This window comes from Paenibacillus endoradicis, from assembly GCF_024721975.1.
On sequence record NZ_JANQBB010000003.1, the window covers coordinates 195,961 to 214,224 of the forward strand.

Annotated in this window: 14 protein-coding genes and 1 riboswitch; of the genes, 11 read left to right on the forward strand and 3 right to left on the reverse strand. The window is 38.7% G+C overall.

The window, feature by feature from the left end; genetic code table 11:
- Positions 1–193 precede the first annotated feature (193 nt).
- The 4 genes from NV377_RS11255 to NV377_RS11270 all read left to right on the forward strand — a co-directional run bounded on the left by NV377_RS11255 (position 194) and on the right by NV377_RS11270 (position 7,796).
- Entirely contained in the window at positions 194–1,699 is a 1,506-nt protein-coding gene (locus tag NV377_RS11255) for a leucyl aminopeptidase (protein ID WP_258201313.1), read from the forward strand.
- 217 nt (positions 1,700–1,916) lie between these two features.
- Entirely contained in the window at positions 1,917–4,826 is a 2,910-nt protein-coding gene (locus NV377_RS11260; RefSeq protein ID WP_258201314.1) for a 2-oxoglutarate dehydrogenase E1 component, read from the forward strand.
- Positions 4,827–4,832: 6 nt separating this feature from the next.
- The gene (gene odhB / locus NV377_RS11265) at positions 4,833–6,077 is read left to right on the forward strand and encodes a 2-oxoglutarate dehydrogenase complex dihydrolipoyllysine-residue succinyltransferase (RefSeq protein ID WP_258201315.1); all 1,245 of its coding nucleotides are present in this window, start codon (positions 4,833–4,835) and stop codon (positions 6,075–6,077) included.
- Positions 6,078–6,182: 105 nt separating this feature from the next.
- Positions 6,183–7,796: a PAS domain-containing sensor histidine kinase gene (locus NV377_RS11270; RefSeq protein WP_258201316.1), complete on the forward strand. Its 1,614-nt coding sequence runs from the start codon at positions 6,183–6,185 to the stop codon at positions 7,794–7,796.
- 452 nt (positions 7,797–8,248) lie between these two features.
- On the opposite strand, the gene NV377_RS11275 is transcribed toward NV377_RS11270, so the two are convergent.
- The gene (locus NV377_RS11275; RefSeq protein ID WP_258201317.1) at positions 8,249–9,106 is read right to left on the reverse strand and encodes a helix-turn-helix transcriptional regulator; all 858 of its coding nucleotides are present in this window, start codon (positions 9,104–9,106) and stop codon (positions 8,249–8,251) included.
- 214 nt (positions 9,107–9,320) lie between these two features.
- Between NV377_RS11275 and NV377_RS11280 the strand changes: the two genes are divergently transcribed.
- The 6 genes from NV377_RS11280 (at position 9,321) to NV377_RS11305 (ending at position 15,338) form a co-directional block, all read left to right on the forward strand.
- Positions 9,321–10,442 (forward strand): Gfo/Idh/MocA family protein, encoded by a 1,122-nt coding sequence (locus tag NV377_RS11280; RefSeq protein ID WP_258201318.1) that lies wholly within the window; start codon positions 9,321–9,323, stop codon positions 10,440–10,442.
- Between the two features lie 16 nt (positions 10,443–10,458).
- On the forward strand, positions 10,459–11,532 hold the full coding sequence (locus NV377_RS11285) for a Gfo/Idh/MocA family protein (protein ID WP_258201319.1): 1,074 nt from the start codon (positions 10,459–10,461) through the stop codon (positions 11,530–11,532).
- A 13-nt stretch (positions 11,533–11,545) separates the two neighbouring features.
- Positions 11,546–12,004: a VOC family protein gene (locus tag NV377_RS11290; RefSeq protein WP_258201320.1), complete on the forward strand. Its 459-nt coding sequence runs from the start codon at positions 11,546–11,548 to the stop codon at positions 12,002–12,004.
- A 759-nt stretch (positions 12,005–12,763) separates the two neighbouring features.
- The gene (locus NV377_RS11295; RefSeq protein WP_258201321.1) at positions 12,764–13,753 is read left to right on the forward strand and encodes an ABC transporter ATP-binding protein; all 990 of its coding nucleotides are present in this window, start codon (positions 12,764–12,766) and stop codon (positions 13,751–13,753) included.
- Positions 13,750–14,553 carry an ABC transporter permease gene (locus NV377_RS11300; RefSeq protein ID WP_258201322.1) on the forward strand — a complete coding sequence of 268 codons (804 nt, stop codon included), beginning with the start codon at positions 13,750–13,752 and terminating at the stop codon, positions 14,551–14,553. Before NV377_RS11295 ends, NV377_RS11300 begins: the two co-directional genes overlap by 4 nt.
- Positions 14,554–14,555: 2 nt before the next feature.
- Positions 14,556–15,338, forward strand: coding sequence for an ABC transporter permease (locus NV377_RS11305; protein ID WP_258201323.1), 783 nt, complete (start codon positions 14,556–14,558; stop codon positions 15,336–15,338).
- Positions 15,339–15,412: 74 nt separating this feature from the next.
- On the opposite strand, the gene NV377_RS11310 is transcribed toward NV377_RS11305, so the two are convergent.
- Positions 15,413–16,318, reverse strand: a complete 906-nt coding sequence (locus NV377_RS11310; RefSeq protein WP_258201324.1) for a LysR family transcriptional regulator — start codon at positions 16,316–16,318, stop codon at positions 15,413–15,415.
- 129 nt (positions 16,319–16,447) lie between these two features.
- Between NV377_RS11310 and NV377_RS11315 the strand changes: the two genes are divergently transcribed.
- Positions 16,448–17,518 carry a branched-chain amino acid aminotransferase gene (locus tag NV377_RS11315; protein WP_258201325.1) on the forward strand — a complete coding sequence of 357 codons (1,071 nt, stop codon included), beginning with the start codon at positions 16,448–16,450 and terminating at the stop codon, positions 17,516–17,518.
- 115 nt (positions 17,519–17,633) lie between these two features.
- Here the strand turns inward: NV377_RS11315 and NV377_RS11320 are convergent, their stop codons facing one another.
- Positions 17,634–18,068 carry a hypothetical protein gene (locus NV377_RS11320; RefSeq protein ID WP_258201326.1) on the reverse strand — a complete coding sequence of 145 codons (435 nt, stop codon included), beginning with the start codon at positions 18,066–18,068 and terminating at the stop codon, positions 17,634–17,636.
- A 4-nt stretch (positions 18,069–18,072) separates the two neighbouring features.
- Positions 18,073–18,233: riboswitch (cyclic di-AMP (ydaO/yuaA leader) on the reverse strand.
- Between the last annotated feature and the right edge of the window lie 31 nt (positions 18,234–18,264).

Consider the following 18,264-nt stretch of genomic DNA (forward strand, 5'->3'; position numbering starts at 1 on the left):
TCGAATGTCAATTTGACAACGGTAAATGATCCTTTTCTTTTTGCATTATATGACAGATTAGTTGAAGTGAATTTATTTGCTAATTAAGGCTAAATTGCCTTTTGCGTTAGTAAAGTTTAGAATAAGAAAAAGGAATATTTCATACATTATAATCATTTGATATGAAGTAGAGAAAAGTGCTGGAGGTTAATTAATGACAACATATACATATGGTAATACGAGCAAACCATCGGAGGCGTTATTACTTCTCGTTAATGAAGAACAACTACAACAATTGAAGCAAGGTACGCCTATCGTAGGTAATGCACTTGATCAGCATATTTTATCATTGTTCGACAAGGAACAATTCAGAGCCAAAGCGAATCAAGTCGCGGTTATTGCTACATTAGGTTTAATGGATGAGAACTATCTCTTGTTAGCAGGTTATAATGAAGAAGATGGGATTAATGGTTTGCGCGAGCTATTTGCTGCTATCGCTAAACAAGTGAAATCATTAAAACTTGCTACTTTGTCATTATCTTTGAATAAAGAGCATTTAGCGTCACAGCTTGCAACTCAAGGTACACATCAAAGCGTGCAAGCAATGATCGAAGGCTTACAATTAGCATTATATGAGCGTACTATCATGAAAAAGGAAGCACAGAAATTTTATAATCTTCAAGCTTTGAACTTTGTACTTAATGAATCACAACTTGCTAATATTGCGACGTATGAGGCTGCAGTAACTGAAGCAGAACATATGATACAAAGTGTAAAACTTGCTCGTGACTTGACGAACATGTCAGGCAATGAGTTGACACCAGAGCGTCTTGCTTTTTATGCTGAGGAATTAGCCAACGAATTGGAACTAGACATTGAAGTGCTAGATGAATGGTCATTGGCAGAAGAGCAAATGGGAGCGTTATTAGGTGTTGGTCAAGGTAGTATTAACCCTCCTAGAATGATTGTTATCCATTATGAAGGTGATCCTTCTTCCGATGAAAAATGGGGTCTAGTCGGTAAAGGGATTACATTTGACACTGGTGGTATTTCCTTAAAGCCTGCTGCTAACATGGAAGATATGATATCTGATATGGGCGGTGCAGCAGCAGTGCTAGGTGCTATTCGTGCCATTGCATCGATGAAGTTACCAGTGAATGTGGTTGTCGTTGTTCCTACTGCGGAAAATATGCCAAGTGATCGTGCCTTGAAACCAGGCGATGTGATCACTACGATGAGTGGACATACTGTTGAAATTATTAATACGGATGCGGAAGGCAGATTAGTATTGGCAGATGGAATGACTACAGCTATTAAGCGCGGAGCAACGAAATTAATCGACGTTGCTACGTTAACTGGAGCTGTTCTTGTAGCTCTTGGGACAGAAGCGACAGGTGCGATAACGAATAATGAACAGCTAATGCAACAGGTAATAGCCGCTTCTGCTAAGAGCGGAGAACGAGTATGGCAGTTACCTGCATATGCTGAATATAAGAAATTAATCCGTAGTGACGTTGCTGATTTGAAAAATACTGGTGGTCGACATGGTGGTACGATTACTGGCGGATTGTTCGTAGGACATTTTGCTGAAGATAAACCATGGGTACATCTAGATATAGCTGGAACAGCATTTTTGAACAGTTCTCGCAAATGGGAACCTAAAGGGGCAACAGGTGTAATGGTTAGAACAATATATCAATTAATCTCTGAAAAAGATTGATAAATGGAAAGAAATCTCGATTTTGGATGAATCCATATGGAAAATCGATGAAACCGATGCCAAAATAGCTGTTGAAGCCTTTTCATTAATGTACTAGAATATAGAGAAGTTACGATACTGTGACAAACAGTATTGTGCTTCTCTTTTCAATATAGGTGCTACGGCACTTATAATAATATCAAGATCGAAAAGTATAGAGAGGGTGGAATAAACTGCAATGAGCATCCATGATGAGCGCAATTCTTCGCCTTGGAAGAGTTACTATGGTCCTAACTATGGTTATGTGCAGGAGCAATATGAGCTTTATTTGCAAGACCCGAATATGGTCGATCCTTCCGTTCGTGAATTATTTGTGCTTTGGGGGGAACCACCAAGTGATCTCGTTACACCTGCAACGCAATCTTCTGTAACGAATTCTGGAGTTAATGCTTCAAGAGCTTCACTCGTAAGTAATAACATCCCGTTAGACAGTAATTTATTACAAAAGGTTGTAGCTGCTCACCAATTGATGTTGAACATTCGTCGTTATGGACATCTAGGCGCAGATATCAATCCTCTTGATTTAAGTCCTAAAGCTGATACAAAGCTATTGGAACCGAAAACTTTTGGCTTAACTAAGCATGATCTTGAAGCAATTCCTGCTAAATTAATTTGGAATAATGCTCCTGCTAATATTTCTAATGGCTGGGACGCTATTCTACGTTTACGTGAAATCTATGCACGTTCAGCTGCATATGAATTCACTCATATTCATGACGAACATGAACGTGAATGGCTATTTGAAAAAGCTGAATCTGGATCTTTCCCTGCTCCGCTTTCCGACCGTGAGAAGGAAGCATTGCTAGAAAGATTACTGCAAGTTGAAATGTTTGAAAGTTTCATCCACAAAACATTCGTTGGTCAAAAACGATTTTCTATCGAAGGCCTAGATATGCTAGTGCCTGTACTAGATGAGATTGTTAGAGCTGTGGCACATGATGGTGCACAGCATATTTTGATGGGGATGGCACATCGTGGACGTCTAAATGTATTAGCACATATCCTTGGAAAGCCGTATGAACGTATTTTTGCGGAATTCCATCATTCTCCTAATAAAGCACTTGAAAGCGCTAAAAACCTAAATTATGGGTGGACTGGTGATGTTAAGTATCACCTTGGAGCTGATCGTGCAGTACGTGAGGGTGAAACGGTACGAGCTAATATTACACTAGCTAATAACCCATCACATTTAGAATTTGTTAATCCAGTGGTTGAAGGTTATACAAGAGCTGCTCAAGAGGATCGTTCAAAACCAGGATATCCTAAGCAGGATCTTCATGCTGCAGTAACGATTTGCGTTCATGGTGACGCTGCGTTTATCGGCGAAGGTATTGTAGCTGAAACACTTAACTTTAATAATCTTGACGGTTATCGTAATGGTGGTACTTTGCACATTATCGCTAACAACCGTCTAGGATTTACTACAAATAGTCAAGATTCCAGATCTACTCATTATGCGAGTGACTTAGCAAAAGGCTTCGATCTTCCGATTGTTCACGTAAATGCGGATGATCCAGAGGCTTGCCTTGCTGCGGTTAGATTAGCTTGTGAGTACCGTCTACGTTATAACAAAGGATTTGTTATCGATCTAATTGGCTACCGCCGTTATGGTCATAACGAAATGGATGATCCAGAAGGAACACAACCATTGATGTACAGCAAAATCCGAAACCATCCTACAGTAAGCACGATTTATGCAAACCAATTGGTAGATCGTAATTCCATGACGAAGGAACAGGTTGCTGGGTTACGTACTCGTACATCAGATGTGTTACAAAATGCTTATTCAACGATGAAGGCTAATGAAGGACAAAAGAGAGAAAAACGTGAAAAGCCAGAAGGCTTTACTGTTCCAGAAGATGTTAAAACATCGGTATCGATGGATCAATTACGCGAGATCAATCTTGAATTACTTAATCGTCCTGAAAGCTTTACAGAATATAATAAATTACAAAAGATTTTACAACGCCGTGCAGTAGGTTTGAATGATGGAGAGAAAGTGGATTGGGCACATGCTGAAGCATTAGCATTCGCAACCATTCTGGCAGACGGAACGCCAATTCGTATGAGTGGTCAAGATGTCGAACGCGGAACATTTTCACATCGCCATATCGTATTGAATGATAACATAACAGCTAAGAAATTTTCGCCATTACATTACATTCCACAAGCTAAGGCATCATTCTCTATTCATAATAGTCCGCTTTCGGAAACAGCAGTTCTAGGTTTCGAATATGGATATAATGTATATGCACCAGAAACATTTGTAATCTGGGAAGCTCAATATGGTGACTTTGCTAACGTTGCACAAGTTATATTTGATCAATTTATTGCTGCTGGTCGTGCAAAATGGTCTCAAAAATCTGGAATTACTATTTTGCTTCCTCATGGATATGAAGGGCAAGGTCCAGAACATTCTAGTGCACGTCTTGAGCGATTCTTACAATTATCAGCTGATAATAACTGGACAGTAGCGAATCTAACAAGTGCATCACAATACTTCCATTTATTGCGTAAACAAGCAGCGATGCTAGGTAGTGAAAATGTTCGTCCATTGGTGTTAATTGCACCAAAAAGCCTAATTCGTAATCCGCGTGTCGCTGCACACGGTGTTGAATTTAGTGAGGGATCGTTCAAGCCAGTATTGCCACAATTCAGCTTAACAGAAGCAAAAGCTGATCGTGATAAAGTTAAGCGTATTGTATTTGGAACAGGTAAAATTATGGTTGATATTGAAGAGTCACAATCTTCGTCTTCTCCTGCTGATTATAATTGGTTAAGAATTGCTCGTATCGAGCAACTATTCCCATTCCCTGAGTCTGAAGTCGAACGTATTGTGAAGCTTTATCCGAAATTAGAGGAAATTGTATGGGTTCAAGAAGAACCTAAAAATATGGGATCATGGTTATTCATAGATCCAAGATTACGTGCAGTTGCACCGAAAAATGTTAAAGTGAGCTACATCGGACGTCCTGATCGAGCTAGTACAGCAAGTGGACATCAAGAAGTTCATGTGAGAGAGCAACAAGCAATCATTTCATCTACTTTGAATGGGCAGCCATTTGAATCGAATATCGTAAGGGGGTAGCTACTAATGGCAGATATTATTGTACCAGAATTAGGAGAATCGATTTCAGAAGGAACGATCTCGAAATGGTTCGTCAAGGTTGGCGATACTGTTAATCAAGGTGACGTACTACTAGAATTAGAAACTGATAAAGTTAATATCGAAATTAGTGCTGAAAGTAGCGGTGCAGTAAATGCAATTGCAAAGCAAGATGGAGATGTTGTACTTGTGGGTGAAGCTATTGGAACAATTGGTGGAGCATCCACAGCACCAACTCCAGTGGCAACAGAAACCGCTGTAGAGGTTCCTACGCCTGCACCTGTAGTTTCGTCTGCTGAACCTGTTGCTGTAAATGCAGGAGGTATTAATGCCTCCCCAGCTGCTCGTAAGCTTGCTCGTGAACAAGGTGTTGATCTAACACAAGTTCAAGGCAAGGATGCGATTGGTCGTATCTACCCTGAAGATGTTCGTTCGCATCAAGTTCAACCTACGGCTGCTCAATCATCTATCGCAGCTCCTATTACTAAACCAGCGCCAGTAGCTGCTACATCTTCTGTAACGGTAGATGGCAAAGCAGTAGAGCGTAAACGTATGTCTCGTCGTAGAGTTACGATTGCGAAGCGTCTAGTTGAAGCTCAACAAACAGCAGCAATGTTAACTACATTTAATGAAATTGATATGACAGCAATTCTTGATCTTCGTAAACGTCGTAAACAATCGTTCTTTGATAAAAATGATGTTAATCTTGGATTCATGTCATTCTTCACAAAAGCGGTTGTTGGTGCTTTGAAAGCATATCCACTGTTGAATGCTGAAATTGATGGCGAAGATATTGTGATGAAGAAGTATTTTGATATTGGTATTGCTGTAGCTGCTAAAGAAGGTCTAGTTGTCCCAGTTGTTCGTGACGCAGATCGATTGAGCTTTGCAGAAATTGAACGTAATATTGGTGAACTTGCTAAAAAAGCACGTGCTAATACATTGACGTTGAATGAGCTGCAAGGTGGTAGCTTCACGATTACAAATGGTGGAGTATTCGGATCATTGCTATCTACACCTATCTTAAATACACCTCAAGTTGGTATTCTAGGTATGCATAAAATTCAACTTCGTCCAATTGCTATTGATGAAGAACGTATGGAAAATCGTCCAATGATGTATCTAGCATTATCTTACGATCATCGTATTGTTGATGGTAGTGAAGCAGTTCGCTTCCTAGTTACGATTAAAGAACTTCTGGAAGATCCGGAGCAATTACTTCTTCAAGGCTAGTTAAAATATAAACTTTCAAAAAAACCTCTCGATGATTATTATTATCGAGAGGTTTTTTCAAGTTTATGGCAAATATATACAAGTATGCGATAGAGGAGGGATAACATGAATATTAATTATGGTCTACTAAAAGCGTATCAATACGGTGAGCCCTTTGAAAGAGATTATCATCAAAGTGAAAAGGTTGAATTAAGTCCAACTAATATACAAGAATCTGAAGAGATTAAATCGCAAGTAATTTATAGTAATTCAGAACAAGAAAGTATAAGTCATTTTGAAGAGATGATTAAGGAGCAACCTAATTTTTATCAAAATTTAATGGATCATGTTGTCGCGGGCGTGTTCGTTGTTTACGATCATAGAATCATTTATGTTAACTCTTACTTTGCGCAATTACTTGGTTATGCTGTTCATGAAATGATAAATCATCCAATGGATCGTTTTATAGAAGAAGAGGACTGGCTCTTACCACATACTTTTGAGGATGCTTTAGATAAGGAATATACGAAACGTCAAATCATCAGATGGCATGGAAAACATAAAAACAGTTCGACAATATACTTAGAAGGTAAACGTACGAGAATCATTCACAATGATCATTTCTATTTTCTATCAACTGTTCAAGATGTTACGATTAAATATGAGAAAGAACGCGAACTCATTCGCAATGCTAAAATGTATCAGCGAATGTTAATGACTATTCCAGAGCCAATATTTATAACGGTAGACAGTGCTATTATATTTGCAAATCGACATGGCCTTGATTTATTAGGAAAAAGGCATGTAAGTGGGTTATCTGAACAATTATTTACGGATCATTTTATTGAAGTAGAGCGAGAAGAAGTAGTGCGAGACTTTCAAAATGCACTTCTGCTAGAGGAAGCCACACCATTTCGTAAACAACAAATGTGCATCAGAGATCAAATTATTGATGTCGAACTTTCCAGTGTGAAAATCGAAAATTATATTGGTCGTACAGCTATCTTGACAGTATTACGTGATCTTACAGAGCGAAGACAAGACGAGGAACGACTCATACGCTCAGAAAAATTGTCTGTTATTGGTCAACTTGCCGCAGGCGTTGCTCATGAGATTCGTAATCCACTTACAGCATTGAAGGGATTTACTCAGTTACTGCGTAATAAATACTCAGAGCATAGCTACTATTTTGATATTATGGGTACTGAAATTGATCGTATTAATCTTATAGTGAATGAATTTATGACTTTAGCCAAACCCCACTACAATTCTTTTCAATTCAACGATATAGAACATATTCTGCAAAGTGTATTATCCATTCTAGATACTCAAGCAATGCTACTAGGTGTGGAAGTGAACTTCCAAAGAGAGAACGATTTACCCAAACTATATTGCAATGAAAATCAATTAAAGCAAGTTTTCTTAAATGTAATAAAAAATGCTTTTGAAGCGATGCTTGAAGGTGGGACTGTGACGATTTCAGTGCGGTTTGAGCCTTCCGATCAACTTATCCATGTGAAAATACAAGATCAGGGAGATGGAATGCCTGAGGATGTAATGAAACGGATTGGTGAACCGTTCTTAACAACAAAAGAAAAAGGTACTGGATTAGGGCTGATGGTTAGTTCACGTATCATTGAGGAGCATAAAGGTACGATGCTTATTTCTAGTCGGCCGGGTGTGGGAACTTTGATTGATGTGCAGTTGCCACTTCACATGGAATACGAAGATCACATATGATGGGATCGCTTGTGATCACGATGATTATGCTAACGTAGCGGATGCGACGGCGAATATGCCATTCATCGGAAGCCTGTGATACTCACGTACCAATAACGTACGCTCCGTTTCTCAGCTTTCCTAGCCTTATGTCATCTTCTTGGTACTGACAAGCGATCAACGCTCCGAAGTAGGTATGAAGAGCTGTAGGTTACGCTCCGAGGGAGAGCTCCTATTCAATTTACCTTTGGTAAATTGAAAGACTCGCTACTTACTTGAGATGAGGCTGCATTAGGGATGCTCCTATTTAACTCACCTTTGTCAAGTTAAAAGATTCGCTGTTTTTAGGGCAATACTTCACTCTTAATTCAAGATGACAATGGAAATTAGCGGGAGCTTCACTTGCTGATTTCCATTGATAACCCCTACATCGTTTATTCAATATGAAAAAACCATTGAGCGGATTGATCTGCTCAATGGTTTTTTTCGTGGATGCTGTATTGTTTACGATATTGTTCTGCTGTGACACTGGTGACTAGCTTGAAGGATCTTGAAAAGTGGGCAGGATGTTTGAAGCCGACTTCGTAGCTAATGTCGGTTATTTTGTTACAACTGTTTATAAGTAATACTTTAGCAGCATAAATACGACGTTCTAGCATGTATTGAAAAATCGTTGTACCGGTTACTTCTTTGAAGGATTTACTAAGATAGAATTTGTTGAGATGAAGTGCTTGTTGGATATGTTCAAGCGATACGTCTTGATAATAGTGATCTTCTATATATGAAATGATATTTTGAACATGGTTTTCTTTTGTTGAAATATGATGCGTTTGCTTAATTTCCTGTAACGGTTGTTGGCACTGTGTGTAGATTAGGAGCATTAATTCTAGAAGTACGATATGACTTCGTTGCTCTGCAAATGGTTCTGAACTTTTTTGTAAGAGTACTAATTTATGTAATATAGCCTCTATTTCATTACGAACGGGTTCATTGAATGACAAGCGTATATTTTTAAGTTTATTAAAAGGGATCAGTAAATCAGGTGCATAACTCGGTTGAATAGATTGGGTAAAATAGAATGGATCAAAATGAATGATAGTACGTTCATAACAATCATTTTGTTCTAAATGAGCTTTATGCAAAGTCATGCCATGCATAAGAATCATGTCTCCAGATTCTAGTTTATAGATGCGATCATTAATAAGATAATTAACTTTTCCTGCATGAAAATAATAGATTTCATATGATAAATGCGTATGGTATACCAATTGATTAGGGATATCATTGTGAAAGTTTATTTTGAAAGGTATTAGCTGTGTTGAGCTCGACATTTCCTATTCACCTCAATCATCTTAGTAGATTAAATTATACACCAACTAGAGTTAATTGTATGGAGAAATCGACTAACGGTGATGAAGTAAGGTAGCGCTTCCAATGTTAACATACAAGTATGGTAAGTAATAGTAAGGCTTATGCTTCCGAAGCAACTTTTCTACACTGAAAAGTTATTCAATGAAGCCCAGAAAAGTTTTAGGGGGAATTGTAATGTCAAAGGTTCGAATTGGTATTATTGGTTTAGGTAATATGGGTAAAGGTCATATTTCATATATTCGTAGTGGTGTAGTATGTGGTGTAGAAATTACTGCTGTCGCTGATGTTAATGAGGACAGTCGTTTATGGGCAAGAGAGACATTGGGTGAAGCTGTTCATGTATATAGTGATCCGCATGAATTAATTACTTCTGATTCAGTGGATGGTGTTATTATTTGTACGCCTCACTTCTCACATCCTGAACTAGCAATTGCAAGCTTTAAACATAATAAACATGTGCTACTAGAAAAGCCTGCTGGAGTATATACGAAGCAAGTTCGTCTAATGAATGAAGCGGCAGAGCAAAGTGATGTAGTATTCAGCATGATGTACAATCAACGAACGAATCCTATATATCAGAAGCTGAAGCAACTAGTCGATAGTGGTGAACTAGGTGAAGTAAGACGCACCAATTGGATTATTACGAATTGGTATAGATCGCAAAGCTATTATGATTCAGGGACATGGCGTGCTACGTGGGGTGGTGAAGGCGGAGGTGTATTGCTGAACCAAGATCCACATCAGCTCGATCTATGGCAATGGACGATAAGTATGATGCCGCAGCGTCTACGTGCTTTTTGTTACTTTGGAAAAAATCGTAACATTGAAGTGGAAAATGATGTGACAGCCTTCGTGGAGTATGAGAATGGCGCTACTGGTGTCTTCGTAACGACGACAGGAGAAACACCAGGAACGAACCGATTCGAGGTTGTTGGAGATCGAGGTAAGGTCGTGATCGAAAATAGTAAATTAACGTTCTATCGTTTGCTAGAATCAGAGACTGATTTCAATGCACGCTCGACGGAGCCGTTTGGTCAGCCTGAATGTTGGGAAATTGATGTGCCGATCGAAGGTAGCAATCCAGATCATGCGGGAATTACACAAAACTGGGCGAATGCGATACTACATAATGAGCCACTACTTGCACCTGGCGTGGAAGGAATTAAAGGACTAATGCTCGCTAACGCGATGTTATTGTCTACGTGGGAAGATGACTGGGTACAATTTCCGATTGATGAGGATAAATTCCTTGCTCATTTAGAACAGAAAATGGCAGCATCGCGCTTTCAAGGTTGATGGAATGGAGAATACAATGAAAAATAATGATGGAATGAACTACGCTCCTACCGGTAAGAAAGCAAATGTCGTAGAACAAGGTGAGTTTTGCTTTGCAGCTACCGCATTAGAACATGGACATATATACGGAATGTGCAACGGATTAACAGAAGCTGGTGCTACATTGAAATGGGTATTCGATGAGGATCAGCAAAAAGTAGCTCAATTTGTTGCTACGTATCCTACTGTGCAAGTTGCTAGCTCATTAGCACAAATATTACATGACTCTACGATTCAGCTAGTGGCTGCAGCTGCTATTCCGAATGAAAGGGCAGATTTAGGAATTCAAGTTATGGAAGCCGGTAAACATTACTTTACCGATAAAGCACCATTCACTACACTCGAGCAATTGGAGCGAGTTAAAAAAGTTGTAGCAAGTACAAATCGTAAATATGCCGTTTATTACAGTGAGCGAATTCATGTCGAAAGTGCTGTTTATGCAGAACAACTCATTAAGAGAGGGGCAATAGGTAGAGTTATTCAGATGATTGGTTTAGGTCCGCATCGTCTTAATGAATCTAGTAGACCGAGCTGGTTTTTCAACAAGGAGCAGTACGGGGGCATATTATGCGACATCGCTTCACATCAAATCGAGCAATTTCTTTATTTCTCGGGAAATAATGACGCGCGTATAACTTCTAGCCAAGTAGCTAATTACAATAATAAGCATCGAACTGAGCTAGAGGATTTTGGAGATTTACACTTAGTAGGTGAGAATGGAGCAACATCATATATTCGCGTTGATTGGTTGACCCCTGAAGGATTAAGCAGCTGGGGAGACGGAAGGACGATTATTCTAGGCACGGATGGGTACATTGAACTGAGAAAGTATGTCGATATAACGAAGTCCTCAAGTGGAGATCATCTTTTTCTAGTGAACAAACAAGGAGAGCGATATTGGAATGTACAAGGGAAGGTGGGTTTTCCTTTCTTTGGACAATTCATACTTGATTGTTTGAACGGAACGGAGTACGCTATATCGCAGAATCATATTTTCAAAGTCGCTGAATTGACATTGTTAGCTCAGCAACAAGCGATTGTAGTGGAATAGGGGTGTGGGTATTATGAATAATAGCAGTTTACTTGGAACTAACTTTTGTACACAAATTGGGCTTCTTGTTCATGATGTTGATAAGGTTTCTCAGTCGTATGCTCGATTTTTAGGAGTAGAGCCACCTGTCACATTCTGGACGGATGGACAAGATAAAACGGAAGCAGAGCATAATGGAAAACCTACAAATGCTCGAGCAAAGCTTGCATTTTTTGATCTTGGTTCACTTCAACTTGAACTTATTCAACCTGATCATGAGCCGAGCACATGGAGAGAGTATTTGGATGCGCATGGTGAGGGTGTTCATCATATTGCATTTGAAGTACAAGGCATGAAAGAGAAAATTATGCTAATGGAACGTAATGGAATGCCACTTATGCAAAAAGGTGAATATGAAGGCGGTCGTTACGCCTACATGGATAGTTACGAACCACTTAAAGTTATTCTAGAGCTACTGGAAAATGATAAATAAACTGGGGAAACCACATATGATTCCCAGTCAATATGTCTATCTATTCGAACATTCGGATAGATAGGCATATTTTTATATGAAATTAATTCGAACTAACTGGCACAATATACTGAAGCATTTGAGAGGCAACAATATTACACCCGATAGAAATTAATTCGCTACCGAATAACATTCTCCCCAACATATAAAATGCAAACCCTCCTATAATATCAAGGGCAAAGTAACGTTTTATTGAGCTTATTCGAAAAACATAAACTTGAAATGTTGCATTCTGAGAGCGCGATATCGATACATTCAATAGAAATCCTCCGATCGTAATTATGCTTTTATCCATCTACATTGTATGAATAACGGCTCGTTCAATATGAACAGTAATATCTCAAAAAACTGTTGAAAGCGTGAACAATTTAATATATAGTATTAAGTCCGGTCACATGAGAGGCGTTCAAAGCGCTCGCTTGTGATTACGATGATTATGCTTACGGTAGCGTAGTCGACGTCGAATATGCCTTTCATCGAAAGCCTGCGTGTGCTCGTGTACCAATAAAGTACACTGTGCTACTCGTTATCGCTGTAGTGCATCTTCTTGGTACTGACAACCGAGTGATATGAATCTTTATTGGAAAGGTAGTTCAAAGCGCTCGCTTGTGATTACAGTAAGTTAAACGGCTTTCAGCCATCTGCTTGTTGTAAAACTGTTTACATTTACAAGTAAGCGTAATAAGAAAGTATTACATGAAAAGTTTGAGGAGGGAAGAAATGGACAAGCCTATCATTTCACTACAAGGAATTAGCAAATCCTATCAAGTTGCCGAGCGTAAAGGTGGGTTGAAGGAAGCTTTTAAAGCACTCATTAAGCGGGACTATAAAATTATTGAAGCGTTAAAGGATATCAGTTTTCAAGTGCAGCAAGGCGAGATTGTTGGTTACATCGGTCCTAACGGAGCGGGAAAATCTACGACGATCAAAATTATGAGTGGAGTACTGTTGCCTGATAGTGGTAGCTGTACTGTGATGAATATGACACCGTGGTTAGATCGACAAAAATATGTTTCAAACATTGGTGTTGTATTTGGTCAGAGATCTCAGTTATGGTGGGATGTGCCAGTAATAGATTCCTTCCAACTACTTAGAGATATATATCGAATACCACTGGAACAGTATATTGGAACATTAGAAGAATTAACAACGTTATTAAAACTTTCTGACATATTGAATACCCCTGTTAGACAGCTTAGCCTTGGTCAACGGATGCGCTGTGAGCTTGCGGCATCTCTACTACATAAACCTTCCATATTATTCTTGGACGAGCCTACTATTGGCCTAGATGCTGATAGTAAGATTGCAGTTAGATCCATTGTGAAAGAAATCAATGAGCGCTATGGTGTTACCGTTATTCTAACAACGCATGATATGAATGATATTGAGGCTTTAGCACATCGAATTATGATGATCGGTAAAGGAACTCTCCTGTTTGACGGAACGTTACCACAATTGCAACAACGCTATGGCACAGGGAAAATTGTACAAGTAACTTATAATGGGCAATTAGTAGACGAATTATTACCTGGTATTACTATTATTGAGCAAAGTGATGAGAAGTTATCGTTTGCTGTAAATACTGAACTATGCACGGTACCCCAATGTATCAAATGGTTAACCTCACAAATTGAAATGACTGATTTTACAGTCCAAGCGATACCAATTGAGGAATTAATTCTGTCTCTTTATAAGGAGCATGCCGTATGAGAATGTACACTTCAGTATTGCGAATTCGCTTTTTGAATGGTTTGCAATATCGTACAGCGGCCTATGCTGGAATTGCAACGCAATTATTTTTTGGTTTTATTTTCATCATGATCTATATCGCTTTCTATAATCAAGCACCAGAACAACCGGATCTTTCGTTACAACAAGTTGTATCATATATTTGGTTGCAGCAAATATGTCTATCCCTAGTGATGCTTTGGGTACGTGATCCTGAAATCTTTGAATTAATAACAAGTGGTAATATAGCTTACGAATTATGTCGTCCAAGTTCAATCTATCCTTTCTGGTATAGTAAGCTACTAGCTCAACGAGTAGCCAATATGACATTACGCTGTGCTCCAGTAACGATCATTGTATTATTTCTTCCAGAACCATATCGATTAACAATTCCAACTAGTTTTATTACCTTCCTAGCTTTTCTCGTTACCCTATTACTTGCATTACTATTAGTTGTTGCGATCTCGATGTTAATTTACATCTCTGTTTTTTGGACCATGTCACCAACTGGTTCAGTATTACTATTTGCAGTGTTGGGTGAATTTTTGGCAGGACTTGTTATTCCGATACCGCTTATGCCACAGTGGATGCAATTAATTACATATGCATTTCCTTTCCGCTGGACGGTTGATTTCCCATTCCGTGTTTTTAATGAACATGTTCAAGGTAGTGAACTTATTATTGGTATATGTAATCAGGTTGGTTGGCTAGTTGTTATGCTGAGTGTCGGATATTGGATAATGAAAAAAGCTATACGTGCAGTTGTTATTCAAGGAGGTTAGTGATGACTTTATATTATAAATATTTATTGATGCATTTGCGTGCTCAGCTTCAATATAAAGGCTCGTTTCTCATGCTATGCATCGGACAATTTTTCATTCCTTTTACAATATTTGCAGGATTATATTTTATGTTTGAAAAGTTCGGAAAGCTGCAAGAATGGAGTTTTGTTGAGGTTGCCCTATGTTTTGCGATCATTCATCAATCGTTTTCTTTAAGCGAATGTTTTGCTAGAGGCTTTGATAGTTTCTCTTCGCTTATTATTCGAGGTGATTTCGATCGACTATTGTTGCGTCCTCGACATACCGTACTTCAAGTTTTTGGTTCGGCATTCGAGTTTACAAGAATAGGTCGATTGTTGCAAAGTTTGATCGTACTTATTTTTGCAATTATTCAGCTCCCTCAGCTATGGCATTGGCAACATATTCTAATTATTATGTTGATGATTGTAAATGGAGTATGTATTTTCGTCGGGATATTTATGTTGGCAGCAACTTTATGCTTCTGGACAGTACAAGGACTGGAAGTTGCTAATGTATTTACTGATGGTGGACGCGAGATGGCGCAGTATCCACTTAATATTTATGAAAAGTGGGTAATGAAGCTATTTACATTCATCATTCCCTTCGGACTAGTGAGCTATATTCCATTACGCATCATATTAGATAAAGTGGAAGCTCCATTGTGGCAAGCTATGATCATACCTTTCGGTGGATCGCTATTTTTAATTCCTTGCTACTTGATATGGCAATTTGGTGTAAAACATTATCGTTCAACTGGTTCTTAGAAATAGAAAAGTCGCTCTTAGAGAATTGCTTGGAACGTATCCACAGCAATTCTCTAAGAGCGACTTTTTCAATATTAAACCAAACGATGGTCTGCTTGAATGGATTCAATAAAGAAACGAGCACTTTTTGGCAAGTAATGATCTTTATGCCAAACGATTCCGTTATCTGATTGTAGTTCTTCGTTCGATAGTGGGATCATTCTGACTCGTGGGTCCATAAATGAACTCATAACTGAGCGTGGCAAAAGCGAAATGCCAATGCCTTCTGCAATGAGGGCAATAGTAATCGCAACGGATGAACATTCACAAATAATATTAGGTTCGAAATTATGTTTGCGACATGCTGCAATGACCTGTTCATGCATATGGGTAGTTTGATCTGTTTTCAGCGTTAATAGCGGTAGCCCAGCAAGTTCCTCAATGCAAAAAAGTTCCGTATCGTGATACTGTTCCCATTTACTAGGGATAACAACGACGAAAGGATCAGAAGGTAATGGCATTACAGCGAGTTGTTTAGGATCAGTGAGTGCTTCGAAAGGTAGACGAGCAAACACAATATCAATGGTTCGTTTTTCCAATTGCTCACCTAAGTAGTAATGATCGCCTTCTAATATTTTGAAATTAACATGAGGATACAGTCTGCGGAATCGTTCAATAGGCTGTGGGAGTAGCGAGATGCATGAAAATACCGCACCAATTGACAATACTCCACGAACACCTTCTTCCAGCTCTTTCATTTCTTCTATTGTCTCATTGAATTGTGAGATAAGCGTTTCAGCTTTTTGTTTCAGTAATACGCCTGCATCTGTTAATTGCAAACCTTTACCATGACGATCAAACAATCGTACACCTAGTTCTTCCTCCATTTGTTTCAATTGGCGACTTAGAGGCGGTTGTTCCATATTTAGAATTTTTGCAGCACGTGTAATTTGTCCCTCACGGGCAATAGTCAAAAAGTATTTTAATTGACGCATATCCATGATAACGCTTCCTCTCGATACAACCATACTTAAAAGGTATGTCAACAACATAATATAGATATTATAAATATACGTGAATCCATGTTATCATTCAATTAAGAAAATAATATTTAAGGAGAGAATTTCATAATGGATCATAATATTCAGATTGAACGTTCAACAAATCTCAAATCTAAACCAGATGAAAGCAAACTTGGATTTGGTCAATATTACACGGATCACATGTTTATTCTAGAATATACAGAAGGTCAAGGCTGGCATTCAGGCCGTGTTGTACCTTATCAAAATATTTCAATGGACCCTGCAGCAAAAGTATTCCATTACGGTCAAACTGTATTTGAGGGTATGAAAGCATATCGTACAGAGAACGGAATTAAGCTATTCCGTCCTAAGAAAAACTTTGAAAGACTAAATCGTTCAAATGCTCGCCTAAGTATTCCACAAATTGATGAAGATATTGCTTACAATGGATTAATCGAATTGTTGAATGTTGATCGTGATTGGATTCCAAGCACTGAAGGCACTAGCCTTTACATTCGTCCGTTCATTATTGCTACAGAAGCTGCCCTTGGTGTAAATCCATCACAAAATTATTTATTCATGATCATAATGTCTCCTGTAGGTGCGTACTATGCTGAGGGGGTTAATCCCGTTAAGATTCACGTGGAATCTGAGTACGTCCGTGCAGTAGCAGGCGGAGTTGGCGAAGCGAAAACAGCTGGTAACTATGCGGCTGGGTTAAATGCGCAAGAGCAAGCTAAAGAACATGGTTATTCTCAAGTATTATGGCTTGATGGTGTGCACAGACGTTATATTGAAGAAGTAGGAAGCATGAACGTCTTCTTCAAAATTAACGGTGTAGTGCATACGCCAATGCTAAATGGTAGTATTCTAGATGGAATTACTCGTAATTCAGTTATTACATTGCTGAAATATTGGGGTGTTCCAGTTGAAGAACGTCGTATCTCTGTTGAAGAGTTAGTCGAAGCACATAATAAAGGAGAGCTTGAGGAAGCTTTTGGTACAGGTACAGCTGCAGTTATTTCTCCAATTGGTGAATTAAGTTATCATGGTGAAAAATTTGTTATTAATAATGGCGAAATCGGTGAGATTTCTGGCAAAGTATATGACACAATTACGGGTATTCAAACTGGTAAAGTTGAAGATCCATTCGGTTGGGTTGTTGGCTTAGACTCTTAATAACTGATTCATTTACGCATTATTAGTTAGTAATAGCACATATGAAAATCCCCCGCTCAATGGGTTGTAATGACAAAGGTTCATTACAGTTACCCAAATAGCAGGGGATTTTTTGTTAATGTACAGACAAGTAAGCGATAGCCCGTCGACGTAATATTAATTCTTCATCAACTTCGGAATTAGTATCCGAATCAGGTAGAAAATTAACTTGATGTAACGCATTGGTGAACAAATATACCGCTCGTTGATCATAAAAGGTTGATTGCTGTAAATGTGAGGAGATTTGCTCGGTAAGAGTATGAATGGAGAATGGACCGATAAATGTGGCTAATTGATGCTCCCAATCTTGCAAATCAAAGCTTATTTCGGAATCATCTACGAAGATCTCACTCCAACCATAGCCTCTACTACTTGAAATTCTCAGGCATACGCGATAACCATTAGCATCGACGGCAAGCGCTGGAATGACGAAAATTTCGATTCGTTGAACTTGAAAAATTACAGAGTCTGTCGGGAAATTCTGAAAATCATTAGATGGACAAATTGACATTGAACATCTCTCCTTTTCACGCTGACGAGGTTAGCTGTCGGGTTCGGGCTAGAGAGTGGCCCTACAGTCTGTATATTCAGACTTGATTCACCCCAGGAAATCGAAAAAATCGATTCTGATTGGTTCCCCCGCTTTTTCATACGAAAAATTAAGCGAAATATATTATTAGTTTACTTTGTTATAGCACATTTGTAAA